The 24,113-nt window shown below is 62.3% G+C and carries 27 protein-coding genes; 18 read left to right on the forward strand and 9 right to left on the reverse strand.

What is annotated here, in order from left to right; translation table 11 throughout:
• The first annotated feature begins 71 nt into the window (after positions 1–71).
• Positions 72–377 carry a hypothetical protein gene (locus C1M53_RS15020; protein WP_129412971.1) on the forward strand — a complete coding sequence of 102 codons (306 nt, stop codon included), beginning with the start codon at positions 72–74 and terminating at the stop codon, positions 375–377.
• A gap of 94 nt (positions 378–471) precedes the next feature.
• Positions 472–648, forward strand: coding sequence for a Flp family type IVb pilin (locus C1M53_RS15025; RefSeq protein ID WP_129412972.1), 177 nt, complete (start codon positions 472–474; stop codon positions 646–648).
• A 9-nt stretch (positions 649–657) separates the two neighbouring features.
• Here the strand turns inward: C1M53_RS15025 and C1M53_RS15030 are convergent, their stop codons facing one another.
• On the reverse strand, positions 658–1,533 hold the full coding sequence (locus C1M53_RS15030; RefSeq protein WP_129412973.1) for a methyltransferase domain-containing protein: 876 nt from the start codon (positions 1,531–1,533) through the stop codon (positions 658–660).
• Positions 1,534–1,595: 62 nt separating this feature from the next.
• Here C1M53_RS15030 and C1M53_RS15035 point away from each other — a divergent pair, with 62 nt between their 5' ends.
• From C1M53_RS15035 to C1M53_RS15050, 4 genes are read left to right on the forward strand one after another with little or no spacing between them, the layout of a single operon-like run.
• Positions 1,596–2,369: a ComF family protein gene (locus C1M53_RS15035; RefSeq protein WP_129416183.1), complete on the forward strand. Its 774-nt coding sequence runs from the start codon at positions 1,596–1,598 to the stop codon at positions 2,367–2,369.
• 46 nt (positions 2,370–2,415) lie between these two features.
• Positions 2,416–2,685: a glutaredoxin 3 gene (gene grxC / locus C1M53_RS15040; protein ID WP_129412974.1), complete on the forward strand. Its 270-nt coding sequence runs from the start codon at positions 2,416–2,418 to the stop codon at positions 2,683–2,685.
• 33 nt (positions 2,686–2,718) lie between these two features.
• Complete coding sequence (locus tag C1M53_RS15045; RefSeq protein WP_129412975.1) at positions 2,719–3,585, forward strand: carbon-nitrogen hydrolase family protein; 867 nt, start codon at positions 2,719–2,721, stop codon at positions 3,583–3,585.
• Complete coding sequence (locus C1M53_RS15050; protein WP_129412976.1) at positions 3,582–4,007, forward strand: DUF1178 family protein; 426 nt, start codon at positions 3,582–3,584, stop codon at positions 4,005–4,007. The genes C1M53_RS15045 and C1M53_RS15050 overlap by 4 nt, the downstream gene beginning before the upstream one ends.
• Positions 4,008–4,053: 46 nt before the next feature.
• On the opposite strand, the gene C1M53_RS15055 is transcribed toward C1M53_RS15050, so the two are convergent.
• Positions 4,054–4,548 carry a MarR family transcriptional regulator gene (locus C1M53_RS15055; RefSeq protein WP_129412977.1) on the reverse strand — a complete coding sequence of 165 codons (495 nt, stop codon included), beginning with the start codon at positions 4,546–4,548 and terminating at the stop codon, positions 4,054–4,056.
• Positions 4,549–4,648: 100 nt separating this feature from the next.
• Between C1M53_RS15055 and C1M53_RS15060 the strand changes: the two genes are divergently transcribed.
• Complete coding sequence (locus tag C1M53_RS15060) at positions 4,649–5,218, forward strand: NADPH-dependent FMN reductase (RefSeq protein ID WP_129412978.1); 570 nt, start codon at positions 4,649–4,651, stop codon at positions 5,216–5,218.
• Between the two features lie 61 nt (positions 5,219–5,279).
• Positions 5,280–6,170, forward strand: a complete 891-nt coding sequence (locus C1M53_RS15065) for a DMT family transporter (RefSeq protein WP_129416184.1) — start codon at positions 5,280–5,282, stop codon at positions 6,168–6,170.
• A 7-nt stretch (positions 6,171–6,177) separates the two neighbouring features.
• On the opposite strand, the gene C1M53_RS15070 is transcribed toward C1M53_RS15065, so the two are convergent.
• Positions 6,178–6,765 carry a winged helix DNA-binding protein gene (locus C1M53_RS15070; RefSeq protein WP_165358145.1) on the reverse strand — a complete coding sequence of 196 codons (588 nt, stop codon included), beginning with the start codon at positions 6,763–6,765 and terminating at the stop codon, positions 6,178–6,180.
• 108 nt (positions 6,766–6,873) lie between these two features.
• Between C1M53_RS15070 and C1M53_RS15075 the strand changes: the two genes are divergently transcribed.
• Together C1M53_RS15075 and C1M53_RS15080 are read left to right on the forward strand one after the other, a co-directional pair.
• On the forward strand, positions 6,874–7,995 hold the full coding sequence (locus tag C1M53_RS15075; RefSeq protein ID WP_129412980.1) for an LLM class flavin-dependent oxidoreductase: 1,122 nt from the start codon (positions 6,874–6,876) through the stop codon (positions 7,993–7,995).
• Between the two features lie 9 nt (positions 7,996–8,004).
• Entirely contained in the window at positions 8,005–8,514 is a 510-nt protein-coding gene (locus C1M53_RS15080) for a flavin reductase family protein (protein ID WP_129412981.1), read from the forward strand.
• A gap of 57 nt (positions 8,515–8,571) precedes the next feature.
• On the opposite strand, the gene ubiG is transcribed toward C1M53_RS15080, so the two are convergent.
• The 3 genes from ubiG to C1M53_RS15095 all read right to left on the reverse strand — a co-directional run bounded on the left by ubiG (position 8,572) and on the right by C1M53_RS15095 (position 10,179).
• Complete coding sequence (ubiG, locus tag C1M53_RS15085) at positions 8,572–9,318, reverse strand: bifunctional 2-polyprenyl-6-hydroxyphenol methylase/3-demethylubiquinol 3-O-methyltransferase UbiG (protein WP_129412982.1); 747 nt, start codon at positions 9,316–9,318, stop codon at positions 8,572–8,574.
• 131 nt (positions 9,319–9,449) lie between these two features.
• The gene (locus C1M53_RS15090; RefSeq protein ID WP_129412983.1) at positions 9,450–9,860 is read right to left on the reverse strand and encodes an SRPBCC domain-containing protein; all 411 of its coding nucleotides are present in this window, start codon (positions 9,858–9,860) and stop codon (positions 9,450–9,452) included.
• Entirely contained in the window at positions 9,832–10,179 is a 348-nt protein-coding gene (locus tag C1M53_RS15095; RefSeq protein WP_129412984.1) for a metalloregulator ArsR/SmtB family transcription factor, read from the reverse strand. Before C1M53_RS15095 ends, C1M53_RS15090 begins: the two co-directional genes overlap by 29 nt.
• Positions 10,180–10,230: 51 nt before the next feature.
• Between C1M53_RS15095 and C1M53_RS15100 the strand changes: the two genes are divergently transcribed.
• The 7 genes from C1M53_RS15100 (at position 10,231) to clpB (ending at position 20,488) form a co-directional block, all read left to right on the forward strand.
• Complete coding sequence (locus C1M53_RS15100) at positions 10,231–10,674, forward strand: glyoxalase/bleomycin resistance/extradiol dioxygenase family protein (protein WP_245488557.1); 444 nt, start codon at positions 10,231–10,233, stop codon at positions 10,672–10,674.
• A 198-nt stretch (positions 10,675–10,872) separates the two neighbouring features.
• A complete protein-coding gene (locus C1M53_RS15105; RefSeq protein WP_129412985.1) occupies positions 10,873–12,147 on the forward strand; it encodes an aspartate kinase in 1,275 nt (424 codons plus the stop codon).
• Between the two features lie 76 nt (positions 12,148–12,223).
• Positions 12,224–14,494: a phosphoenolpyruvate--protein phosphotransferase gene (ptsP, locus tag C1M53_RS15110; protein WP_129412986.1), complete on the forward strand. Its 2,271-nt coding sequence runs from the start codon at positions 12,224–12,226 to the stop codon at positions 14,492–14,494.
• Positions 14,495–14,511: 17 nt separating this feature from the next.
• Positions 14,512–15,588 carry a peptide chain release factor 1 gene (gene prfA, locus C1M53_RS15115; protein ID WP_129412987.1) on the forward strand — a complete coding sequence of 359 codons (1,077 nt, stop codon included), beginning with the start codon at positions 14,512–14,514 and terminating at the stop codon, positions 15,586–15,588.
• Positions 15,589–15,592: 4 nt separating this feature from the next.
• Positions 15,593–16,465, forward strand: coding sequence for a peptide chain release factor N(5)-glutamine methyltransferase (prmC, locus tag C1M53_RS15120; RefSeq protein ID WP_129412988.1), 873 nt, complete (start codon positions 15,593–15,595; stop codon positions 16,463–16,465).
• Between the two features lie 324 nt (positions 16,466–16,789).
• Entirely contained in the window at positions 16,790–17,647 is an 858-nt protein-coding gene (locus C1M53_RS15125; RefSeq protein ID WP_245488558.1) for a DUF4167 domain-containing protein, read from the forward strand.
• Positions 17,648–17,881: 234 nt separating this feature from the next.
• Entirely contained in the window at positions 17,882–20,488 is a 2,607-nt protein-coding gene (clpB, locus tag C1M53_RS15130; protein ID WP_129416186.1) for an ATP-dependent chaperone ClpB, read from the forward strand.
• 79 nt (positions 20,489–20,567) lie between these two features.
• On the opposite strand, the gene C1M53_RS15135 is transcribed toward clpB, so the two are convergent.
• Positions 20,568–21,431 (reverse strand): DMT family transporter, encoded by an 864-nt coding sequence (locus C1M53_RS15135; protein ID WP_129412990.1) that lies wholly within the window; start codon positions 21,429–21,431, stop codon positions 20,568–20,570.
• Between the two features lie 165 nt (positions 21,432–21,596).
• On the opposite strand from C1M53_RS15135, the gene C1M53_RS15140 reads away from it, so the two are divergent.
• On the forward strand, positions 21,597–23,009 hold the full coding sequence (locus C1M53_RS15140; protein WP_129412991.1) for a PLP-dependent aminotransferase family protein: 1,413 nt from the start codon (positions 21,597–21,599) through the stop codon (positions 23,007–23,009).
• 18 nt (positions 23,010–23,027) lie between these two features.
• Here C1M53_RS15140 and C1M53_RS15145 read toward each other — a convergent pair whose 3' ends face one another.
• Positions 23,028–23,429 carry a DoxX family protein gene (locus C1M53_RS15145; protein ID WP_129412992.1) on the reverse strand — a complete coding sequence of 134 codons (402 nt, stop codon included), beginning with the start codon at positions 23,427–23,429 and terminating at the stop codon, positions 23,028–23,030.
• 106 nt (positions 23,430–23,535) lie between these two features.
• Entirely contained in the window at positions 23,536–24,072 is a 537-nt protein-coding gene (locus tag C1M53_RS15150) for an AAA family ATPase (RefSeq protein ID WP_129412993.1), read from the reverse strand.
• Positions 24,073–24,113: the final 41 nt, after the last annotated feature.

Below are 24,113 nucleotides of genomic sequence, written 5' to 3' on the forward strand. Positions count from 1 at the left end.
AACAGAGGTTTAATCCACTCGTGAAAGAGTAATCCCGGGGCTACGGCAAGGTGCCGTCTTGGGGTTGACGCATGGGCATGGATCGGGATTGGGCGGATATCCGTCCACAGCGTTCGCTGGGCATGATCGGCATGGGCATGCTGAGGGTCACGCTGCTGTTTGGGTCGGCGGCGGTGGCGCTATCCATCCTCGGTGCTTCCTACCTCGACAATCAACTCGGGCAGCGGTTTGCCAGCGCTGACCCCGGGCTCGACATGATGAGCACCGGATCGATCGGCAGGATGAGCACCTATACGGTGCGGCGCAGCGTGCTGCAGCCTAGCCCCGATGCCGTCTGCATCATCCGCGACAACGGCACCCGTTCCGGCGCGTGCTGAGTACTGCCTGGCGGATTCACCGAGCCTTAAGCCTGCTCCGTTAACCTTTGTAAATCAGTTATCGCTAAGAGAACTCCAACGGGAAAGGGCGACCATGTCATTGCTGCGGCGATTCCTGGCGGATAACAAAGGCGCGACCGCCATTGAATATGGCTTGATCGGAAGTTTGATTACCCTGGTCATCATCGCCGGCGTTGGTGCCTTCGCCGACAGGCTGGCATGGTTGTGGAACAACAACAGCAGCGAGCTCGTCCAGGCTCTCGGCAAGTAGGCGGATCACTTATTCATCAGTCCCGCTGTCGCCCAGGATCTTAGCCAGCGATACCGTGGCCGATCCGGGTTTCAGGGGTTTCTGCTGCGAAACATCCGGTGCCCAGCCGGACAGCCAGATGATCGAAAAGCTCGCCCTGACGCGGCCATCGGCGTCGGAGAATCTCTCGAAATAGATTTCAGCTGCGCGGGCAAGCAGTGCGCGGCTGGCCGGGCGCCGGCTACGATCGATCAAGGCATTGGTTTCACCCATCGCCTTGAGGTCGTTCATGAGGCCGAATGGCGTGCCATAGCGCACGGTTACCGTCTCGACGTCGGTAACGGGCAGCGCGAACCCGGCCCGTTGCAGCAAGGCGCCGGCATCACGGACATCGGCAAAGGGAATGACGCGGGGGCTTGCGCCACCATGGAGCTCGGTTTCTGCCGCAAGCAGGCTTTCGCGCAATTCGCTGAGCGTGCCGGCGCCGGTCATGGCCCCGAGAAAGAGGCCGTCCGGCCTCAGGGCCCTCCGGATCTGGGCGAACATGCCGGGAATGTCGTTCATCGACTGAAAAGCCAGCAGCGATATGACGAGATCGAGACTGCCCGGTTCGAAAGGAACTGTCTCGGCGGTCGCGGTCATTCCAGAAGCCCCGGCAAGAAAGGCGGGATCGGCTTCGATGCGGATGACTTCGTCGACCTTGCCGCTCGCAGCAAGAACCTCAGCCGCATGCCCGGTCTGGCAGAACAGGGTAGTGGCACGGCCGAAACGGCGCTCGACCGCAGCCAAACGGTCCGCCAAATCATCGGCGGTGCGTTGCATGAGGAAATCAGCGCCATTGGCAGGCCGGGCCAGTGCCCGGCGCTTTCGCGTCAAGAAAAGGGCGGTGTCGAACAAAGGCTGCAAAGACGGGGCCTGCTTCTGCTATGCTTTTGGATCTGGTGACAGGCAATCACGTGGCCGATCCGATGGCGGATATCAAGGGGCTAGCCCAGACGGCACTGCAATGGCCGGCGCGGATGTTGTTTCCGCCGGTCTGCGCCGGTTGCCGCCGCCACGTCTCTCAGCCCGGTGTCTTATGCGGCGATTGCTGGCCGAAGTTGCGGCTTCTCGAGCGGCCCTGGTGCCCGGTGATGGGTACCCCGTTCACACACGACATGGGCGAAGGTTTCCTGTCCGCTGAAGCCATTGCCGATCCTCCTCCCTTCGAGCGGGCGCGTGCAGCGGCCGCATATTCGGGGGTGGCGAGGCAGATGGTGCAGGGGCTGAAATACAACGATCGCACCGACCTGGCGCCGTGGATGGCGGGTTGGATGGCGCGCGCCGGCGCTGACTTGCTTGAAGAGGCCGATGTCATCGTGCCGGTACCGCTGCACTGGCAGAGGTTTTTCCGGCGCAAGTTCAATCAATCCGCCGAACTCGGGCGTGCTCTTGCCGGACGGTCGGGGCGGCATTTCCTGCCGCAGGCGATAAAGCGGGTAAGGCCAACGCGCCAGCAGGTGGGGCTGGAGCGCGCCGCGCGCGAGGAAAATGTGCGGACGGCTTTCCAGGTGCCGCCGGAAGTCGAGATCGAAATCGCAGGTCGACGTGTGCTGGTGGTGGACGATGTCTACACCACTGGCGCGACCGTGAGAGCAGTGGCCAGGACATTGAAAAGAAAAGGTGCTGTCGCTGTCGACGTGCTTACCTTCGCGCGCGTCCTGCCGGGGGACTTTCGGGCCGACGAGTCCGAGACTATATAGGTTTCATGACAAGATAGGTTTCAAGATTGGGCAGGATTGTTGACCCATGGTCGACGTGACGATCTACACACGCATGATGTGCGGCTACTGCGCAGCCGCAAAGCGCCTTCTCGACAGAAAGGGCGTTGCCTACACCGAGCACGACGCGTCCTTCTCGCCGGAACTGCGCAAGGAAATGATCCAGCGCGCCAACGGCCGTGCCACCTTCCCGCAGATTTTCGTCGGGGATGTCCACGTCGGCGGTTGTGACGATCTGCATGCGTTGGAAGACGCCGGGCGGCTCGATGTATTGCTTGCCGGTGCTGTGGCGCGCTGAACGCACGGAACGATCGAAAGCGAGGACGAAACGATGGGTGTTTTCAAGGCGGCCGCCATACAGATGCGGTCCGGCACCAGCCCGGAGCGCAACGCTGCCGAGATGGAGCGCCTCGTGCGCGAGGCGGTGGCACAGGGGGCCACCTATGTGCAGACGCCCGAGATGACCGGAGCGCTGGTTCGCGACAAGGATGCCAAGCAGTCCATATTCACCAGCGAGGACAAGGATGTCGTCGTTGCCAGGGCCAGGCAATTGGCGCGCGAACTCGGCATCTATTTTCACATCGGCTCGACAGCGATCCTGCGGGAGGACGGCAAGCTTGCCAATCGTGCCTTGCTGATTGCGCCGGATGGCACGACGCTCGCGTCCTACGACAAGATCCATATGTTCGACGTCGATCTCGATAATGGCGAAAGCTGGCGGGAGTCCTCGGCGTATGAAGCAGGCACCGAAGCCAGTGTCGTCGATCTTGCCGGTACGAAACTTGGCTTTGCCATCTGTTATGACCTGCGTTTCCCGCAGCTTTTCCGCACCGAAGCGCTGGGTGGGGCGGCGGTGCTGTCGGTGCCTGCCGCCTTCACCCGCCAGACCGGCGAAGCGCATTGGCATGTGCTGCTCAGGGCGCGTGCCATCGAGAACGGTGCCTTCGTCATAGCCGCAGCACAGGGTGGCCTGCACGAGGATGGTCGTGAAACCTACGGTCATTCGCTGATCATCGATCCGTGGGGACGCATCCTGGCCGAGGCAGACCACAACGAGCCGGCGGTGATCGTTGCCGAAATCGATCCGGCGCAATCGGCAGCAGCGCGCGCCAAGATTCCGAATCTGAAGAACGCGCGCGACTTCTCGCTGCGCCGGTTCGAAGCTGAGCCGGCATCGCTCAGAGGAGCCGCATCTTGATCCGCTTTTCTCTGGTCTGTGAGCGGGAGCATGATTTCGAAGGCTGGTTCCGCTCCAACGACGATTTCGACAAGCAGAAGAAGCGCGGTTTCGTCGAGTGCCCGAGCTGTGGTTCGCACAAGGTCGAGAAAGCATTGATGGCGCCGGCGGTTTCGACCAGCCGCAAGCAGGAAAAGATGGCGCTTGCCATGGGTGAGCAGCAGCGCCAGGCGATGGTGCAGCTGAAGGCGTTGGCCGACAAGATGCGTGAGAATTCGGACTATGTCGGTGACAAGTTCGCCGAGGAAGCACGCAAGATTCATTTCGGCGAGGCCGACGCACGCGGTATCTACGGCGAAGCGACGATCGAAGAGGCCCAGAGCCTGGCCGAAGATGGCGTCGAATTCATGCCGATGCCGACTTTCCCGGACGACCGCAACTGATCATGATCATGGCCCAGGCTTGCATGCGTCAGCTCGCCGCTGGCGATCAATCGTCTGCGTCCAGCCCCTTGATCAGCTTTTCCAGCAGACCTGCCAGCTGATCCTGTTCGTCGCGGGTCAACGCCGAAAGAACCTGGTGCTCATTCGCGACATGGGCGGTCACCGCTTCGTCGATGAGGGCGCGGCCTTTTTCCGTCAGTTGCACGATCACGCCACGGCGGTCCTGCGGATGCGGCGCGCGCGCGATGAGCTCTGCCTTTTCCAATCGATCCAGCCGGTTGGTCATGGCGCCTGAGGTCACCATCGTGGCTTCGTAAAGTGCTGTCGGGGTCAATGCGAAAGGCGTGCCCGAGCGTCGCAAGGTCGCCAGAACGTCAAATTCGCCATTCTGCAGGCCGAACTGAGCGAACAAGGGATTGAGCTTGTCCCGCGCGACCACCAGGGCGGCGTAGCTGAGGCGCCCGAACACCGCCATGGGACGGACATCGAGATCCGGCCTTTCCTTCTGCCATTGCGCCACGGCATTCCCTGCACGGTCCATCTATCTCACCATAAAGTATCTTGACATTAAGATTCTTTCTATTAAATGATATGTCATCGATCAACAATCGCCAAGTGGCTCCGTCCGCCAGGAGATCAAAATGAGCAAAATCGCGGTCCTCGTCGGCAGCCTGCGCCAGGAATCCTTCAGTCGTAAGGTGGCGAAAGCCGTGGCGGAACTCACGCCGGCACTTGCCCTCGATTTCATCGACATCGGTGCCGTGTCCTTCTTCAACGAAGACCTGGAAGCAAATCCGCCTGCCGACTGGCAGGCGCTGCGCGATCGCGTGTCCTCGGCCGATGCCGTGCTTTTCGTCACCGCCGAATATGTGCGTTCGGTGCCGGGTGTGCTGAAGAACGCCATTGATATCTGCGCCCGGCCGCAAGGGCAGGGCGCATTGGGCGGCAAGCCCGCGGCAATCATCTCGACATCCCTTGGTGCGATCGGCGGTTTCGGCGCCAATCACCATCTCAGGCAATCACTGGCCTCGCTCGACATGAAGGTGCTTGGCCAGCCTGAAGCCTACATCGGCAACACGGGTGCGCTCTTTGATGCCGAGGGCAAGCTGGTCGATGAGCGTGCGCGCGCATTCCTTGCGGCTTTTGGCACAGCCTTCGAGACATTCATACAACGTCAGGTGCCGCCGTTCGAGCAGCGGCAGGTCGCCTGAGCGGGTAAAGGATATTGTCATCATGACAACGCTAACTGAAGAAAATCACGCGGGCGCTTCGATGAAATCGGTGTGGGATTCGGCCTTCGGCCTGCTTTTGATCACCGGCATCCTGCTGGGTCTGACGCTGCCTCTCGGCAAGCTGGCAACGGCGAATGCCGTCCCGCCGATGCTGTGGGCATTCATGACTTCGTTCGGTATCGGCGGCGTGCTTCTGCTGGTTCTGTTCTACCGGCGCCACCGCCTGGTGATGACGGGTCACAAGCTGCGCTACTACGTCATCGCGGCGGCCATTTCGTTCGCCATCCCGAATTTCCTGATCTTCTCTGCGATTCCGCATCTTGGTGCGGGCTACACCGGCATCATGTTCACGCTTTCACCGGTGGTCACGCTGACACTGTCCATCCTCTTCGGAGTGCGTCGTCCCAATCTGCTTGGCGTGATCGGCATCGTGATCGGTTTTGCGGGAGCGCTCCTGGTTGCGTTGACCCGCGGTGAGGCCGGTCAACCGGCTGATCTGTTCTGGGTGCTGATCGGCCTGCTGATCCCGGTCTTCCTCGCCGCTGGCAACATCTATCGCACCATCGACTGGCCGACGGGCACGGACGCCATCGAACTGGCGGTCGGCAGCCATCTTGCAGCAGCAGCGATGTTGCTTGGCGGGCTGCTCTTTTCCAGCCAGGCAGGTTCGTTCGGCACGCTGGTCGAGGTGCCCTGGCTGGTGCTGGCCCAGGTGGTTACGGGGGCGGCGATGTTTGCCTTCTACTTCCGCCTTCAGGCAGTGGGTGGCCCGGTCTATCTCAGCCAGATCGGCTATGTCGGCGCTGCCGTCGCGTTGGTCTCGGGCACGCTCTTCCTTGGCGAGAACTATCAGCTGCTGACCTGGGCTGGCGCAGCCATCATCGTGGCTGGCGTTTTCATCACCACCAAGGCGCAACGACAGACGGCCTGACCTGCTTTCAGCCTGCGTCGTCCTCGCGGGCGCCGATGGCTTCCGGCTGCGGGTGGCGCCTGCGGTGGGTGGCGGCGGCGCGAGCGGACTGCTCATAGATGCCTGTCATCAATTCCAGCGTGCGTGCCGCATCTTCCAGCCTGTCCGCGAGATCGGGCACGCGCGTTACCGCATCGATCAGCAGTGCCGAGCGGATATCGGCATAACGTTCCGTCACGCGATGCCCCAGCGGCGTGACCTCATAAGTGACTCCGGCGCGGCCGCTACCCTGACGCTTGACGAGATCAGCCTTCACCAGCTTGCGCAAGCTGTACTGGATGTTGGGGATGTCATCGCGATTGGTCATCTGCGCCAGATCGCGGATGCTTTTCGGCCGGTCGTTCATGCGGATGATATGCAGCAGCGCGTTCTCAGGACCGCTGGCCGAAAATTCGATCACCGTCTCAAGACATTCCGCCTGCCAGCGCCCGAAAGCCTCGTAGGAGCGCATCAGTGCGTATTCGATTTCGGCGACGTCGATCTCGAGCGGCGTGCGCGCCAGGTGCCAGCCGCGATCGAGAAGATCCCTCTGGTTCAATGTCTTCTTGGCTTTCATCCACGTCTCCTCAGGCATGCGACCATGCACCAGCGGACCGGGTTGCGTCCATGAGGTTTTATGGTAGACTTTCTATTATAAAATATAACAAATGGTGAGGATATAGACATGAGCATGCTCGACGGTGGTGCGACTGCGCAGCCTTTCTTTCTCGGCACTTTCGCTTCCAATTGCTCCGGCGGCATGACCGTCACCAAAGTGCCGGAGCGGTGGGTCAATTCCTGGGACAACAACCTCAGGCTGGCGCGGCTTCTCGATGATGCAGGCATCGATTTCATGCTGCCGATCGCACGCTGGATCGGATATGGCGGCGAGACCAATTTCCACGGCAACGTGCTGGAAACGATCACCTCGGCAACGGGGCTTCTGGCTCTGACGCGCAACATAACCCTGTTTGCCACCACTCATACGGCAGCAAACCATCCGGTCGTCGTTGCCAAGCAGCTCGCGACCATCGATCAGATCGGTGCCGGCCGCATCGGCCTCAACATCGTTGCGGGCTGGAACAAGCCGGAATACGAAGCGCTGGGTCTGACGCTGCCGGACGATCATATCACCCGCTACGGCTATGCGCAGGAATGGTTCGATGTCATCCAGGCGCTATGGAGCCGCACCGAAGCCTTCGACTGGGACGGGACCTATTTCAAGCTGAAGAATGTGCTCGGCGATCCGCGGCCATCGTCGCCACTGCCGATCCTCAACGCCGCCGGTTCGGAAGACGGACGGCGTTTTGCAGTTCGCAATGCCAACTTCCTGTTCACGCCGGCCATCGACCTGGCGCGCTCGAAGGACGAGATCCAGGCACTCAAGGGCCAGGCGCTGGAAGCCGGTCGCAAGGTGGACGTGCTCACCTTCTCGCATGTCGTGTGCCGGCCGACTGAAAAGGAAGCGCGGGACTATCTGGAGAATTTCGGTCGCACCAATGCCGACTGGGCGGCAGTCGACAATCTGGTGCGCCTGCAATTCGCGCATGCGCAGTCCTTCCCGCACGATCTGCTCGCCCTTATCAGGGATCGCATGGCTGCCGGTCATGGCGGTTTTCCCCTCACCGGCACGCCCGAGCAGGTCGCCGACGGCATCACGGCCCTGCACGAGGCCGGTTTCCGCGGCGCGACGCTGTCCTTCGTCGACTATGCGGAGGAGTTTCCCTATTTCCGCGACACCGTGCTTCCGATCCTTGAACAGCGCGGCATCCGGATGGCGCCTGCCGCCGCACGCTCTGCGGCGTAAGGAGCCGTCATGGCAATGCCTGCAGAGCCGGTCAACGCCGGTACTTTCCGCTCGGCGATGCGGCTTATCGTCGGCAATGTCAGCGTCATCACTGCCGGCGTCGGCGATGACAGGTCCGGCCTTGTGGTGATCTCGGTGGTTTCGCTGTCGGCCGAACCGCCCAAGGTCATTGCCTGCGTCAACCGCTCGTCCTCGACCTGGCCGGTCATCGAACGCCACCGTCATTTTGCCGTCAATTCGCTGGGGCCGCAGCATCAGAATGTGGCGGAGCGCTTCTCGGGGTTCGGCGGCGTAAAGGGGCAGGACCGCTATGCCGGCGTGGAGTGGACGTCGATGAAAACCGGCGCCTCGGTTCTGGCGGATGCCGTGGCGGCGTTCGATTGCAGCCTTGACGAAATGATCAATCGCGGCACGCATTCGATCATCATCGGCTCGGTCGAAGCCGTACGCACCCAGGACACCGGCGAAGCGCTGATCTATTGGCGCGGCGCCTACAGGCCGCTTGTGACGGAGACGTGACCGAGCGTATATGGGCGATGACATGGCCGGCGCCAGCAGGCTCCGGCCATGGTTTGATCAGGCCGCCTTTTCGGCGAGCACCATGTAGTTGACGTCCATGTCCTTGGAACGCTGCCAGCGATCGGCGAGTGGATTGTAGATGACGCCGGAGCGATCGGTTATGGCGAGGCCCGCACCGCTCAGGGCGAGCTCCAGTTCTTCCGGCCGCACCAGCTTGCCGAATTTGTGCGTGCCGCGCGGCAGCCAGCGCAGTACGTATTCGGCACCGATGATGGCCAGCCCGAGCGCCTTCAGCGTGCGGTTGATAGTGGCCACGAACATGATGCCGCCCGGCTTCACCATCTCGCCGCACTTGCCGACGAACAAATTGATGTCGGCGACATGCTCGACGACTTCCATGTTGAGCACGACGTCGAACTTCTCGCCGGCATCGGCGAGATCCTCGGCCGTGGTGGCCCGGTAGTCCACAGCCACGCCAGCTTCCGCCGCGTGCAGCCTGGCCACTTCGATGTTTGTCGTGGACGCGTCCGCCCCGACCACCTGGGCGCCCAGGCGTGCCATCGGCTCGCACAGCAGTCCGCCGCCGCAGCCAATATCGAGAATACGCAAGCCCTCGAAGGGTTTGGCGTCGCGGGCGTCGCGGCCGAAGCGGGCCGCGATCTGGTCGCGGATATAGGCCAGCCGCACAGGGTTGAACTTGTGCAGCGGACGGAATTTTCCGTTGGGGTTCCACCATTCGGCGGCAAGGGCTGAAAAGCGCTCGACTTCTCCGGCGTCGATCGTCGACCGTCGGGGCTCTGGCATGACTTTGTCTCCTTCGGGGGAAAGGAAGTCAGCAGAAGGGAGCCGATTGTCAAGGCGCGTTTTGTGCGCGCGTCATTCCGGCGCGACAAGGCGGCATCACAAAGCCGTTGTTTTCCAAAGTCCTGCCACGCTCAAAGCGTTTCGGTGAGCGCCACCAAATTTCCCGTGTATTGTCTCCAGCCGGCATCGAGCAGTTGCAATGTCGGTTCAGGCACCAGTCCATCATGGGTCAAAACCAGGCGCACGAAGCCGGCGTGCTCGGCCAGGCTGAAAACGACGCGTCCGGCCGGGCTCTGTTCGGTACAATCGAACGACCAGACCATGCGGTGCGGAGGGACGATCTCCAGCACCTGAACCTCGGTCCAACCGCGCCAGCCGGCAGTCGCCTGGCCCGTGATGCGGAAGCGGTGCCCGACAACCGGCCTGAAATCGACTGCGAAGAACCATCGCGCGATCAGCTTTGGCTCGGTGAGGCAGGCCCATACCGTCGCAAGCGAGGCCCGGATGTCGCGCTCAAACGTCAGATCGATCGGCTTCAGCATCGAGCTTCTCCGCCAGTTCGCCCAGCCCGTCGAGCTTTTCGTTCCAGAAGCCCGACAACTGCGCGGTCCAATCGGTAACGGTCATGAGTGGAGCAGGGTTCAACCGATAGAGGCGCTGACGTCCGGCTGCTCGGCGGCGTACCAGTCCCGCTCGGCTGAGCACCTGCAGGTGCAACGAAACATTTGCGAGTGTCCCACCGACTTCGGCAGTGAGTTCGGCGACGGAACGCTCACGATTTCCAATCCGCTCCAGCAGTCGCCGTCGTGTCGGATCGGCAATCGCCGCAAAGACATCGCCGTGGGTCGAGGTTCGTGGCATCGTTTTCTCATTCAAGTATAAACTTGAATTTCAATCTGCATCCGCGATACGATGACCGTCAAGCCGCGGATGGCTGGTGGGCGGGCAAATCAACAGGAGATCGCGATGACGACCTTGAACGGAGTAGTTCCCTGTCTGACCATCGACGGCGCCAAAAAAGCCATCGAGTTCTACAAAGCAGCCTTTGGCGCCGAGGAGGTGAGCCGGCAAGATGCCGAGGACGGCAAGCGGCTGATGCACGCCCATATCCGTGTCAACGGCTCGGATATCATGATGTGGGATCTTTTCCCCGAATTCGGCATGTCCGCCGACAAGCCGACCGGGGTGACGGTGCATCTCGAGGTCGATGACGCGGACCGCTGGTGGTCGCGCGCCGTCGATGCAGGCGCCGCCGTGACGATGCCGCTGGACAATGTGTTCTGGGGCAGCCGCTACGGCCAGCTGCGTGATCCGTTCGGGCATAGCTGGGCAATCGGCGGACCGCTGAAGGAGTAGTCCGCGGGCGAGCCTTCGGGGCAAGGAAAAGGAGCCAAAGCGCAAGAGACTTGCGCCACGCTGCCACATCGGTCGTGTGTGCCTTGCGAAGGCCTTGTGTTTTGGCTAAGGAAGCCGCGCATTTTTGCGTCCCGGCCAGCCGGGGCTTTCCTGTCCATCCTTGGCCATCAGGCCTGCATTCAAAGGCTTTCCGCTCCCATGGCGCGCATCGTGATGAAGTTCGGCGGGACCTCCGTCGCCGACCTCGACCGCATCCACAATGTGGCGCGTCACGTCAAACGCGAGGTCGAGGCCGGCCATGAGGTTGCGGTCGTCGTCTCGGCGATGTCGGGCAAGACCAATGAGCTCGTCGGCTGGGTGCAGGGCATGCCCAAGGCAACCGGCGCCAACAGCCCGTTCTTCGACGCGCGCGAATATGATGCCATCGTGGCTTCCGGCGAACAGGTCACGTCTGGCCTGCTGGCTATCGCCCTGCAGTCGATGGGGATCAACGCACGGTCCTGGCATGGCTGGCAGATCCCGATCAAGACCGACGGCGCGCATGGCGCGGCGCGCATCACCGACATCGACGGCTCGTTCCTGATCCAGCGTTTCAAGGAAGGCCAGGTCGCGGTGATCGCCGGCTTCCAGGGCATCGCGCCGGACAACCGCATTTCGACGCTCGGACGTGGCGGTTCCGACACCAGCGCCGTGGCGATCGCGGCCGCCGTGAAGGCCGACCGTTGCGACATCTACACCGATGTCGACGGCGTCTACACCACCGACCCGCGCATGGAGCCAAAGGCCAGGCGGCTCGATCGCATTTCCTTCGAGGAAATGCTGGAGATGGCCTCGCTCGGCTCGAAGGTGCTTCAGGTGCGCTCGGTGGAGCTCGCCATGGTACACAAGGTGCGCACTTTCGTGCGATCGTCCTTCGACGATCCCGATGCGCCCGGCATGGGGGATTTGATCAATCCGCCCGGAACGCTCATTTGCGACGAGGATGAAATCGTGGAACAGCAGGTCGTCACCGGAATTGCCTACGCCAAGGACGAAGCGCAGATCTCGCTGCGCCGCGTCGCCGACCGGCCGGGTGTGGCTGGTGGCATCTTCGGCCCGCTTGCCGAAGCCAACATCAACGTCGACATGATCGTCCAGAACATTTCGGAAGACGGCAAGTCGACCGACATGACGTTCACCGTGCCGTCGGGTGATGTCGCCAAGGCCCTTGCCGTCCTGGACAAGGTCAAGCAGACCGTCGGCTTCGATGCCCTCCAGCATGACGAAGGCATGTCCAAGGTTTCCGTCATCGGCATCGGCATGAGAAGCCATGCGGGCGTCGCGGCGACTGCTTTCCGGGCACTTGCCGAAAAAAGCATCAATATCCGCGCGATCACCACGTCGGAGATCAAGATTTCGATCCTGATCGACGGTCCTTACACGGAACTGGCTGTTCGCACTTTGCATTCCGTCTACGGTCTCGATAAGCAATAAGGGACCCGAGTCGGTTTTTGCGTCGGGCCGGTGCGAAGGGAACCGCACCGGCCTAAACGCCTTTGGAGAAGCCGCGATGCGTGAGACGGCCATCGGCCCGCGCGTTTTGTTGAAACGGCTCCGCGAGCTCATGCAAGAGCCGCTGGAACCGCAGGATCGGCTTGACCGTATCGTGCGCGACATCGCCTCCAACATGGTGGCGGAAGTCTGCTCGCTCTACGTGTTGCGCGCCGATTCCGTGCTTGAGCTCTACGCCACCGAAGGTCTCAACAAGAACGCCGTGCACCTGGCGCAATTGCGTCTCGGTCAGGGCCTCGTCGGCACGATTGCCGCCAGTGCGCGCCCGCTCAATCTTTCCAATGCGCAAGAGCATCCCGCCTTCGCCTATCTGCCGGAGACGGGTGAAGAAATCTATCACGCCTTCCTCGGCGTGCCGGTGCTACGGGCGGGCCGCACGCTCGGCGTGCTCGTCGTGCAGAACCGCACCAAGCGTGTCTATCGCGAGGACGAGGTCGAGGCGCTGGAAACCACCGCGATGGTGATTGCCGAGATGGTCGCCACCGGTGACCTTGCCCGGCTCTCACGACCCGGCATGGAGCTCGATCTAAGCCGCCCGGTCTCTTTCACCGGCGTCTCCTTCAACGAAGGTGTCGGGCTCGGGCATGTCGTGCTGCACGAACCGCGTATCGTCGTCACCAACCTGTTCAACGAGGACAGCGAGGAGGAAGTCCGGCGGCTCGAGGAGTCACTCGGTTCGCTCAGGCTTTCCATCGACGACATGCTGGAGCGGCGAGACGTCGCCTTCGAAGGCGAACACCGCGAGGTGTTGGAAGCCTACCGCATGTTCGCCAACGATCGTGGCTGGGTGCGCCGCCTGGAAGAGGCCATCCGCAACGGCCTGACGGCGGAAGCCGCAGTGGAAAAGGTGCAGTCGGACATGCGCGCCCGCATGATCCACATGACCGATCCCTATCTGCGCGAGCGGATGAGCGACTTTGACGACCTCGCCAACCGGCTGCTGCGCCAGCTGATGGGGCGTGGACCTGAAGACGTCGCTGCTTCGCTGCCGAAGGATGCCATCATCGTCGCCCGCTCGATGGGGGCGGCCGAGTTGCTCGACTATCCGCGCGACAAGATGCGCGGGCTCGTGTTGGAAGAAGGCGCGGCGACCAGCCACGTCGTCATCGTCGCGCGCGCCATGGGCATCCCGGTCGCCGGCCAGGTCAAGGGCGCGGTTTCGATGTCGGAAAACGGCGATGCCATCATCGTCGATGGCGATGAAGGCGCCATTCATCTGCGGCCGCAACAGGATCTCGAGGCGGCCTACGCCGAGAAGGTGCGCTTCCGTGCGCGACGGCAGGAGCTCTACCGGGAACTGCGCAAGAAACCGTCCGTCACCCGTGACGGTGTGCAGGTGGACCTTTTGATGAATGCCGGCCTGGCCGTCGACCTGCCGCAACTGACCGAATCGGGCGCCGCAGGCATCGGCCTGTTCCGCACCGAGCTGCAATTCATGGTGGCGGCGACCTTCCCGCGCGCCGAGGCGCAGGAAAAGCTCTACCGCGATGTGCTGGAGGCCGCGCGCGGCAAGCCTGTCACCTTCCGCACCATCGACATCGGCGGCGACAAGGTGCTGCCCTACTTCAAGAATGCCACGCAGGAAGAGAACCCGGCACTTGGCTGGCGGGCGATCCGCCTGACCCTCGACCGGCCCGGCCTGCTGCGGACGCAGATCCGTGCGCTGCTCAAGGCCGCCGGCGGGCGCGAATTGAAGCTCATGCTGCCGATGGTGACGGAGCTTGGCGAGATCGCGCAGGCGCGCGAGATCATCGAACGTGAAGTGAGGCATCTGTCGCGCTTCGCCCACCATCTGCCGACCAGCCTGAAACTGGGCGCGATGCTGGAGGTGCCGTCGCTGCTGTTCCAGCTCGACGAACTGATGAAGGCGGTCGATTTCGTCTCGGTCGGCTCCAATGACCTGTTCCAGTTCGTGATGGCGGTGGACCGTGGCAACACGCAGCTGGCGGATCGTTTCGATCCGGTGTCGATCCCGTTCCTGCGCGTGCTGAAGCAGATCGCCGATGCTGGCCATCGCAACAATACACCGGTGACACTTTGCGGCGAACTTGCCGGCAAGCCGATTTCGGCCATGGCCCTGATCGGCCTTGGCTTCCGCTCCATCTCGATGTCGCCAGCGGCGATCGGTCCGGTCAAGGCGATGCTGACCGACCTGCCGCTTGAAGAGCTGGAAGCCTTTTTCGCCGACAACCTCAACCAGCCTGCCACGGGCATGCCGATCCGCGCGCTGCTGCAGGCCTTCGCGGATGACCGCGGCATTCCTTTGTAAGAAGCCTTCGATACCCCATGATCAATCTGCCCCGCGACCGCATGGACCAAGTCGTCAAGCGTTTCGATATGCTCGAAGCGCAGATGGCGGCCGGGCCGGCACCTGATGCCTATGTGAAGATGGCGGCCGAATATGCCGACATGCAGGAATTGGTCGCCAAAATCCGGGAGCTGCGTGCCGCCGAGCGCGAGCAGGACGATCTCGAGGCGATGCTCGGCGACAAGGGCACAGACTCCGAGATGCGTGCGCTGGCCGAGGCCGACCTGCCGGAGGTGGAAAGCCGCATCGAGGTGCTGCAGCAGGAAATCCAGATATTGCTCCTGCCCAAGGACGCTGCCGACGAGCGCAACGCCATCCTGGAAATCCGTGCCGGCACCGGCGGCGACGAGGCTGCCCTGTTCGCTGGCGATCTGTTTCGGATGTATGAGCGCTACTCGGCTTCGAAAGGCTGGCGGTTCGAGGTTGTTTCAGCCAGCGATGGCGAAGTCGGCGGGTTCAAGGAAATCATCGCTTCGGTTTCCGGCAGAGGCGTCTTCGCGCATATGAAATTCGAATCCGGCGTGCATCGCGTGCAGCGCGTGCCGGCAACGGAAGCGCAGGGGCGCATCCACACCTCGGCGGCGACGGTGGCCGTGCTGCCGGAAGCCGAGGAAGTCGATATCGAGATCAAGGCGGAAGACATCCGCATCGATACGATGCGTGCGTCTGGTTCCGGTGGCCAGCACGTCAACACCACCGACTCCGCCGTGCGCATCACCCATCTGCCCACCGGCATCATGGTGGTGCAGGCGGAGAAGTCGCAACACCAGAACAGGGCGCGCGCCATGCAGATCCTGCGTGCGCGGCTCTACGACCTCGAGCGCAGCCGCGCCGATGAGGAGCGTTCGGAATCGCGCAAGTCGCAGGTTGGCTCCGGCGACCGCTCCGAGCGCATCCGCACCTATAATTTCCCGCAGGGGCGTCTGACCGACCATCGCATCAATCTCACGCTCTACAAGCTCGACCGGGTGATGGAAGGAGAACTGGACGAGGTGGTCGACGCGCTGATCGCCGACCATCAGTCCAGGCTTCTGGCGGAGATGAAGGAAGGGTGAGGCCGTGACGGGCACGACCCTCGCCGAGCTGTTGCTTTCCGCACGCAGGCGTCTCGCGGAGGCCGGCATAGAAGGTGCGATGTTCGACGCGAGGCTTCTGGTCGAAGACCTGACCGGCACGACACGTACCGAGGTGATTACGGATCCCGGCCGTGTCATCGACACCGATACGCTGTCAGCGGTTGATATTGCTCTGGCCCGCAGGATTTCCGGCGAACCGGTACACCGCATTCTCGGCTACCGTGAATTTCACGGGCTCCGGCTTGGGCTTTCGCCTGAAACCCTGGAACCGCGTCCCGATACCGAGACGCTGGTGGAAGCGGTGCTACCGTTGCTCGCCGAGATCGGTGAACGCAAAGGGAGGTGCCATGTCCTGGACCTCGGCACGGGAACCGGTGCCATTGCGCTGGCGCTGCTCGCGGCGACGCCCCAGGCTCGCGCCGTGGGCGTGGACATTTCCGAAGATGCGCTGACCACTGCAGCCCGCAATGCTCGTGATCTCGGCCTATCGGAGCGGTTCAGCGCCGTCAGATCCGACTGGTTCGAAGCAATTTCGGGTCGATTTGATGTAATCGTCTCCAACCCTCCCTATATATCTAGCGCTGAGATCGGAACGCTGCAGAAGGAGGTGCGCAATTTCGATCCACTGCGGGCACTTGATGGCGGTGCCGATGGGCTCGACGCCTATCGGACAATTGCCGCAGAAAGCGCCAGGCATTTGGAAGCCGACGGCCTCGTCGCCGTTGAGATCGGCAGCAGCCAGAAGGCGGATGTGACCGATATTTTCCTGGATGCAGGATTCCTCATGAAAACAGCGTTGCGCGATCTTGCCGGAAACGATCGCGTTCTACTGTTCACAGGTGGCGGAAAAGCTTGAAGGCGCGGCGAAAAACCGCTTGGCAAGGCTAAGGAATGCGGCTAGGGTCGAATTACCGGATGAGACGAAGCAGGCAGTGCTCTTAGCGATTCGGTTCCTTTGAAATAGCTGCCTTCTTGCGAAACGACGCTCAAGCTTCGTGCGGGAATCGTCCGGAAAGTGATGTAACCGGAACAGGATGATACGTGGCGCCAACGCAATCGATGCGGGCGAGCACCGGTGAAACAGCGAAACGGCAGGCTGCATGAGCGCCGCCGTATGCGAAGATTTTCAAGTTTTTGAAGCGAAGAGACCCTTATGAGGCCACAACAGCAGAATAGACGCATGCGCGGTCGCAACAATGGCGGCGGCGGCAATAATAATAATAATAACAACAACAACCGCAAAGGGCCGAACCCGCTCAATCGCAACTACGAGAGCAACGGTCCGGATGTGAAAATCCGCGGTTCGGCCCAGCAGATCGCCGAGAAGTACGCGACTCTCGCCCGTGATGCGATGAGCTCGGGTGACCGCGTGATGGCTGAGAACTATCTCCAGCACGCCGAGCACTACAATCGCATCATTGCAGCCGCTCAGGCGCAGATGCCGATCCAGAATTTCCAGCAGAATCGCGACGATTTCGACGATGAACTCGATGAGGAGCGCGAGGAATTCGACAACAGCGGAAATGCAGGCGAAGGCCAGCAGCCTGCCAATCACGGTTCCGGCCCACAGCCAGTGATCGAAGGCACGCCCGCCGAGGTGGCGCTCAACTCCGAGGGTGGCCGCGACAACAATGGCCGCGAAGGCGGCTACCGCGACAACAACCGGGACAATGGCAACCGCCACCAGCGGGATCGCCGCCACAACAATGGCTACGGCCAGAATGGCCAGCGCGGAGACCGTGGTCCGCGAGGAGAAAACGGCAACAGGCGTGAAGAAGCGCAGCCTCAGGCTGCCGCTCCGGTAGAGGCGGCTCCGGTCGTCGCGACTGAAGAGCCGACGCCGGTGACCGTTGCCGAACCGGCGCCGCAGTTCGAAAGCTTCAATCCGGCGCAGCTTGCCGCCCATGCCGAAGCGCGCGAGGCGGAGACTGAAGCGGTCGCGCCGCGCAAGACCACCCGGCGCCCACGCAAGCCGAAGGCGGAGGCTGTGGAGGCAGCGCCTGCCGATACCGCTGAAACGGCCGGCGCCGATAGCTGAGCATAGGCCCTTTTCGAGATCGCGAACGGCGGAGAGAAATCTCCGCCGTTTTTGTTTGGCTGGGCTATAGTCCCGCCTCGGATAAATATCTGCCTTGATCGGCATCAATGCGTCTTGAGAGACAAGGGCTTACGTCCCATATCACGGCTGAACAGGGCCCGGCTCAACAGAGCGGGTCCGTCACCAAGGCTGATCCGGTGCCGCAAAGCGGGCCGGTGACGGAAGGAGACAATGATGAATCTTGAAAAATATTCCGAACGCGTCCGCGGTTTTATCCAATCCGCACAGCAGTACGCGCTGAACCGCAACCACCAGCAGTTCAACCCGGAACACATCCTGAAGGCACTGATCGACGATGACGAGGGTTTCGCCGCGTCGCTGATCGAGCGTGCCGGTGGACGCCCGCGCGATGTCGAAGTCGCCGTCGACGCGGCGCTGAATGCCCAACCCAAGGTCGAGGGCGGCAATGGCCAGCTTTACCTGGCTCAGCCGCTGGCGAAAGTGCTCTCGACCGCTGAGGACCTTGCCAAGAAGGCGGGCGACAGCTTCGTGACCGTGGAGCGCCTGCTGCAAGCTCTTGCCATGGAGAAGTCCGCCAAGACTGCCGATATACTGTCCAAGGCCGGCGTCACCGCACAGGCACTCAATGCCGCGATCAACGATATCCGCAAGGGCCGTACCGCGGATTCGGCGTCCGCCGAACAGGGCTACGATGCGCTGAAGAAGTATGCGCGTGATCTGACCGCGGATGCCCGTGCGGGCAAGCTCGATCCGGTCATCGGCCGCGACGACGAGATCCGCCGCACCATCCAGGTGCTGTCGCGCCGTACCAAGAACAATCCGGTTCTGATCGGCGAGCCCGGCGTCGGCAAGACGGCGATCGCCGAGGGCCTGGCGTTGCGTATCGTCAATGGCGACGTGCCGGAAAGCCTGAAGGACAAGCAGTTGATGGCGCTCGACATGGGCGCACTGATCGCGGGCGCCAAATATCGCGGCGAGTTCGAGGAGCGGTTGAAGGCCGTGCTGTCCGAAGTCACCTCGGCGGCCGGTGGCATCATCCTGTTCATAGACGAGATGCACACGCTGGTCGGCGCCGGCAAGGCGGACGGTGCGATGGATGCATCCAACCTTCTGAAGCCCGCGCTCGCCCGTGGCGAACTGCATTGCGTCGGCGCGACCACGCTCGACGAATACCGCAAATACATCGAGAAGGACGCGGCCCTTGCCCGTCGCTTCCAGCCGGTCTTCGTCGAAGAGCCGACGGTCGAGGACACGATCTCGATCCTGCGCGGGCTGAAGGAGAAGTACGAGCAGCATCACAAGGTGCGCATTTCGGATTCGGCGCTGGTCTCGGCGGCGTCACTGAGCAATCGCTACATCGCCGACCGGTTCCTGCCCGACAAGGCGATCGACCTGGTCGATGAAGCTGCCTCGCGCCTCAGGATGCAGGTCGATTCCAAGCCGGAAGCGCTGGATGAGATCGACCGCCGCATCATGCAGCTGAAGATCGAGCGCGAAGCGCTGAAGGTCGAGAAAGACGACGCTTCCAAGGATCGTCTGGTCCGGCTCGAAAAGGAACTGGCCGGGCTCGAGGAGGAGTCTGACGCCTTGACCGCGAAGTGGCAGGCCGAGAAGCAGAAGCTGGGGCTCGCCGCCGATCTGAAGAAAGATCTCGACGACGCCCGCAACGAACTGGCGATCGCGCAGCGCAAGGGTGAATTCCAGCGTGCCGGCGAACTTGCCTATGGCAGGATCCCGGAACTGGAAAAGCAGCTCGCCGATGCCGAGGCCCGCGACGGGCAGGGTGGTGGCATGGTCGAGGAAGTGGTCACGCCGGATCACGTCGCCCAGATCGTGTCGCGCTGGACCGGCATTCCGGTCGACAAGATGCTGGAGGGCGAGCGCGAGAAGCTGCTGCGCATGGAAGACGAGATCGCCAAGCGCGTCGTCGGTCAGGGCGAGGCGGTACAGGCTGTGTCCAAGGCCGTGCGGCGTGCCCGCGCCGGCCTGCAGGATCCGAACCGGCCGATCGGCTCGTTCATGTTCCTGGGACCAACCGGCGTCGGCAAGACCGAACTCACCAAGGCGCTCGCCTCGTTTCTGTTCGACGACGAGACCGCGATGGTGCGCATCGACATGTCGGAGTTCATGGAGAAGCACTCGGTCGCTCGTCTCATCGGCGCGCCTCCCGGCTATGTCGGTTACGAGGAAGGTGGTGCGCTGACCGAAGCTGTGCGTCGGCGCCCGTACCAGGTCGTGCTGTTCGACGAGATCGAGAAGGCGCATCCGGATGTCTTCAACGTCCTGTTGCAGGTGCTGGATGATGGTCGGCTGACCGATGGCCAAGGCCGTACGGTCGACTTCCGCAACACGTTGATCATCATGACGTCGAACCTCGGCGCCGAGTATCTTGTCGGTCTCGGCGAAGACCAGGATGTCGATGCCGTACGCGATGAGGTGATGGCGGTGGTGAAAGCCTCGTTCCGTCCAGAATTCCTCAACCGCGTCGACGAGGTGATCCTGTTCCATCGGCTGCGTCGCAAGGACATGGGTCAGATCGTCGAGATCCAGCTCAAGCGGCTGGAGAAGCTTCTGGTCGACCGCAAGATCACGCTCGACCTCGACAAGGAGGCCGTCGAGTGGCTGGCGGACAAGGGTTATGACCCCGCCTATGGTGCTCGGCCGCTGAAGCGCGTGATGCAGAAGGAACTGCAGGATCCGCTGGCGGAGAAGATCCTGATGGGCGAGATCCTCGACGGCTCGACCGTCAAGGTGACCGCGGGCTCGGACAGACTGAACTTCCGTTCGAAGCCGACCGTGGTGGCAGAACAAGCCGCCTGACAGCAGTCGTCAATCGACGTTTTTGAAAGCGCGCCTCTTCAGGTGAAGGGGCGCGCTTTCTCGTATCCAGAGTCAGGTTCTATTTCGCGAACCGTTTGGCTCCAGCCACGCAAAGCACCACGCCGAGGGTGACGACCACCATGGCGGCGCTGACCTGCTCGTGCAGCAGGAAAGCCGCCAGTGCGAGGCCGAAGAATGGCTGCAGCAACTGCAATTGTCCGACTGCCGCGATGCCGCCTTGCGCCAGTCCGCGGTACCAGAACACGAAGCCGATCAGCATGCTGAACAACGACACATAACCCAGGCTGACCCATGCCGGCATGCTGATGCCGGCGAGGGAAGGCGGGAAGGTGATGAGGGCCAGTACCAGCATCAGCGGCAGCGAAATCACCAGCGCCCAGCAGATCACCTGCCAGCCGCCCAGCCGGCGCGACAGTTTTCCACCTTCCGCATAACCCAGCCCGCAGACGACGATGGCCGCCAGCATCAGGGCATCACCGACAGGCGAGGCGGAAAGACCGCGCGACAACGCAAATCCGGCAACCAGTGCGCTGCCCAGGCAGGAAAACAGCCAGAAGGCAAGGCGGGGTCGCTCGCCGCCGCGCAGCACGCCGAAGATCGCCGTCGCAAGCGGCAGCAGGCCGATGAAGACAATGGAATGTGCTGACGTGACGTGCTCGAGCGCCAGTGCAGTCAGCAGCGGAAAGCCGACCACGACGCCGAGTGCCACGATGGTGAGTGAGATCAGGTCGTCCCGGCTTGGGCGCTTCTCGCGAAAGGCCAGCAAAAGGGCGAGACCGAGCAAGCCGGCGAGAGCCGCGCGTGTGACGGTCAGGAACACCGGGCTGAAATCCATGACGGCGACGCGTGTTGCCGGCAGCGAACCGCTGAAGATCAGCACCCCCAGGAAACCGTTGAACCATCCACTCGTCGTCTTGTCCACGCGCGCACACTCTTCCTTATTCGCATGACCTCTGTCCGAAAAGTCTGCAACTTTCCGGGGATCGTGCTTGCAATCATTGCGCTCTTATCGATGGAACGGGCTGGCGCCGCCAGATACGCTGGGATACAGTTCAATCAAACTGTTATGGATACGGTGGCAATACAGATGGATGGGATCGCTGCACCCGCAAGCAAGGACGGAACACTCATCGAAACCGTCATGGCGACGGTTCGGCAACGTATCGGTGCACGGCAATTGACGCCCGGCGCCAAGCTGCCTTCCGTGCGGGCCTTCGCCAAGACCATGCAGGTTTCCACCTCCACCGTAGTGGAGGCGTATGAGCGGCTGGCTGCGGAAGGCGTGATCCGTTCGCGGCCGGGATCAGGCTTCTATGTCTGCGGTCCGCTGGCCCCGCTTTCACTTGCCGAGGTTGGCCCGAGGCTCGATCGCGAGATCGATCCGCTGTGGATTTCGAGGCAGTCCCTGGAGGCCGGGGAGGGGGTATTGAAGCCCGGTTGTGGCTGGCTGCCCGCCGACTGGATGCCGCAGCAGGCGTTGCGGCGCGCGCTGCGCGGCCTTGCCCATGCCAGGGATGCGACGCTGGCTGATTATGGCACGCCGCTCGGGCTGGCGCCGTTGCGGCAACTGCTTGCACGGCGCATGGGCGAGCACGGTATCGAGGCTTCACCCAACCAGATCATGTTGACGGAGTCGGGCACGCAGGCGATCGACCTCCTGTGCCGGCTTCTCATCGAGCCCGGCGATACCGTGCTGGTCGACGATCCATGTTACTTCAATTTCCATGCTTTGCTGCGGGCGCACCGCGCCAGCATCGTCAGCGTGCCCTATACGCCGACCGGGCCGGACCTCGATCTGTTCGCACAGGCGCTGGCCGAGCATCGGCCGCGCCTCTACATCACCAATTCTGCGCTGCACAATCCAACCGGCGCAACCCTCTCGCCGGTCACGGCGCATCGCCTGCTGAAGCTGGCTGACCAGTTCGAGGTGACCATCGTCGAGGACGATATCTTCGCCGATTTCGAGCCGGAGCCGGCGCCGCGGCTGGCTGCGTTCGACGGACTCTCCCGCGTGGTCCATATCGGCAGTTTTTCCAAGACGCTGTCCGCGTCGGTGCGTTGCGGCTTTATCGCGGCGCCGCGCGACTGGGTCGAACGGCTGACTGACCTGAAGATCTCGACCACTTTCGGCGGCGGGCACCTTTCAGCCGAACTGGTGCTTTCCTTGCTCAAGGACGGCAGCTACCGAAAGCACGTCGAGACATTGCGGCAGCGCCTGTCGGCTTCGATGGTCGATACGTCGAAGCGGCTCGAACCGCTCGGCATCAGGCCCTGGATCGAACCGCGTGCCGGCATGTTTTTGTGGTGCAGTCTACCGGATGGGCTCGACGCGGCCGACGTTGCCCGGCGTGCTCTGGCCGAGGGTGTGGTTCTGGCACCCGGCAATGCATTCAGCCTGTCCCGGACGGCGAATGGTTTCCTGCGCTTCAATGTTGCGCAGTCGCAGGATCCAAGGGTGTTCGAAGTGCTTGCCATGGCCATGCGCCGTGATGGGCGCTAGGTCGGGCTCGAAGTCGCGTCAGGCCGCGGCGGGTGCTCGCGATTTCCGATAGGCGTCGAGGCTCCAAGGGCCCGGGCCGGCGGCAAACAGATACAGAAACACGAAACAATAAACGATGGCGAGGTTGCCACCGTTCAGAATCGGGAAGATCGAATTCGGCGCATGGCCGATCCAGTAAGCGAAAGCCATCAGGCCGGAAATGATGAAGGCGACGGGCCGGGTAAACAAACCGACCAGCAGCAAGGCGCCGCCGATCAGTTCCAGGGTGCCGGCGAACCACGACAGGGAAAACATCGCCGGGACGCGTTCGAGTGTCGGGAAGCCCAGCAGCTTTCCGGTGCCGTACTGCAATAGGGTGAGGGCGCTGACAATTCGCAGGATGCTCAGAAATTGCGGTCGCAGTGCATCGATGTCGATCATGGGCTTCTCTCGTGTTCGGCCTGGTACTGATAGCGGCAGCACCTGATAACAGGGCAATAAACAGTTCGAGATATTAGCTGTCGCTGATCAGGGACGACGGGATCGGTCAGGACAAACGAAACGTGCCGCCGCGCAGGGCTTCAACAACAGTGGCAAACGTTTGTTCACGGGCCTGGTCGCCGATGTCGATGGCATGCCGTTCCAACTCCCCCAGATCGGAAAGCTGCCGGTGCAGCGCGGCAATCGGCTCGGGGTCCGTCAGCGTGTCACCGCCGCGGTCCTGACAACGGCGGATGGCCACCTCGAGCGGCGGGCGCAGAACCACATAGTGCAGAGCTACGCCAAGTGTCGTGAACGGTGCCAGGAACCATGGGCCGACAATGCCGTCGACGATGACGAAGAAACCGCCTTTGGCGTAACCCTCTGCTGCCTTGGCCAGGACATCGATTACCACGGCGTTCTGCTGGTGGGCTTCCGGCAGGTAGGGTGCGACGGCGCCATTTTTGATGAAGTGCCAGAAATCATCGGAGTGGAGATGGACTTTTGCCGATCCGCCCTCCGCCGCAAGCGCTTTGGCGGTGGTGGTCTTGCCCGACCCCGGTGTTCCGGTCAGGATCAGGATTTCGCCTGCAAATCTTACCATGGCCGCCTCTACCACGATGCGGGCGGGGCGTCCAAGCGTGT

This window comes from Mesorhizobium sp. Pch-S (assembly GCF_004136315.1).
Lineage (GTDB): Bacteria > Pseudomonadota > Alphaproteobacteria > Rhizobiales > Rhizobiaceae > Mesorhizobium.

Excerpts from the sequence above, each read along its gene's own strand:
- C1M53_RS15145 (WP_129412992.1), bottom strand. The coding sequence starts at position 23,429 with ATGATCGACATCGATGCACTGCGACCGCAATTTCTGAGCATCCTGCGA.
- C1M53_RS15025 (WP_129412972.1), top strand. The coding sequence starts at position 472 with ATGTCATTGCTGCGGCGATTCCTGGCGGATAACAAAGGCGCGACCGCC.
- C1M53_RS15140 (WP_129412991.1), top strand. The coding sequence starts at position 21,597 with ATGGATGGGATCGCTGCACCCGCAAGCAAGGACGGAACACTCATCGAA.
- C1M53_RS15075 (WP_129412980.1), top strand. The coding sequence starts at position 6,874 with ATGAGCATGCTCGACGGTGGTGCGACTGCGCAGCCTTTCTTTCTCGGC.
- grxC (WP_129412974.1), top strand. The coding sequence starts at position 2,416 with ATGGTCGACGTGACGATCTACACACGCATGATGTGCGGCTACTGCGCA.
- C1M53_RS15080 (WP_129412981.1), top strand. The coding sequence starts at position 8,005 with ATGGCAATGCCTGCAGAGCCGGTCAACGCCGGTACTTTCCGCTCGGCG.
- C1M53_RS15060 (WP_129412978.1), top strand. The coding sequence starts at position 4,649 with ATGAGCAAAATCGCGGTCCTCGTCGGCAGCCTGCGCCAGGAATCCTTC.
- ubiG (WP_129412982.1), bottom strand. The coding sequence starts at position 9,318 with ATGCCAGAGCCCCGACGGTCGACGATCGACGCCGGAGAAGTCGAGCGC.
- C1M53_RS15055 (WP_129412977.1), bottom strand. The coding sequence starts at position 4,548 with ATGGACCGTGCAGGGAATGCCGTGGCGCAATGGCAGAAGGAAAGGCCG.
- C1M53_RS15065 (WP_129416184.1), top strand. The coding sequence starts at position 5,280 with ATGAAATCGGTGTGGGATTCGGCCTTCGGCCTGCTTTTGATCACCGGC.
- C1M53_RS15150 (WP_129412993.1), bottom strand. The coding sequence starts at position 24,072 with ATGGTAAGATTTGCAGGCGAAATCCTGATCCTGACCGGAACACCGGGG.
- C1M53_RS15045 (WP_129412975.1), top strand. The coding sequence starts at position 2,719 with ATGGGTGTTTTCAAGGCGGCCGCCATACAGATGCGGTCCGGCACCAGC.
- C1M53_RS15105 (WP_129412985.1), top strand. The coding sequence starts at position 10,873 with ATGGCGCGCATCGTGATGAAGTTCGGCGGGACCTCCGTCGCCGACCTC.
- C1M53_RS15070 (WP_165358145.1), bottom strand. The coding sequence starts at position 6,765 with ATGAAAGCCAAGAAGACATTGAACCAGAGGGATCTTCTCGATCGCGGC.
- clpB (WP_129416186.1), top strand. The coding sequence starts at position 17,882 with ATGAATCTTGAAAAATATTCCGAACGCGTCCGCGGTTTTATCCAATCC.
- C1M53_RS15125 (WP_245488558.1), top strand. The coding sequence starts at position 16,790 with ATGCGCGGTCGCAACAATGGCGGCGGCGGCAATAATAATAATAATAAC.
- prfA (WP_129412987.1), top strand. The coding sequence starts at position 14,512 with ATGATCAATCTGCCCCGCGACCGCATGGACCAAGTCGTCAAGCGTTTC.
- ptsP (WP_129412986.1), top strand. The coding sequence starts at position 12,224 with ATGCGTGAGACGGCCATCGGCCCGCGCGTTTTGTTGAAACGGCTCCGC.
- C1M53_RS15095 (WP_129412984.1), bottom strand. The coding sequence starts at position 10,179 with ATGCCACGAACCTCGACCCACGGCGATGTCTTTGCGGCGATTGCCGAT.
- C1M53_RS15020 (WP_129412971.1), top strand. The coding sequence starts at position 72 with ATGGGCATGGATCGGGATTGGGCGGATATCCGTCCACAGCGTTCGCTG.
- C1M53_RS15100 (WP_245488557.1), top strand. The coding sequence starts at position 10,231 with ATGACCGTCAAGCCGCGGATGGCTGGTGGGCGGGCAAATCAACAGGAG.
- C1M53_RS15090 (WP_129412983.1), bottom strand. The coding sequence starts at position 9,860 with ATGCTGAAGCCGATCGATCTGACGTTTGAGCGCGACATCCGGGCCTCG.
- C1M53_RS15035 (WP_129416183.1), top strand. The coding sequence starts at position 1,596 with ATGGCGGATATCAAGGGGCTAGCCCAGACGGCACTGCAATGGCCGGCG.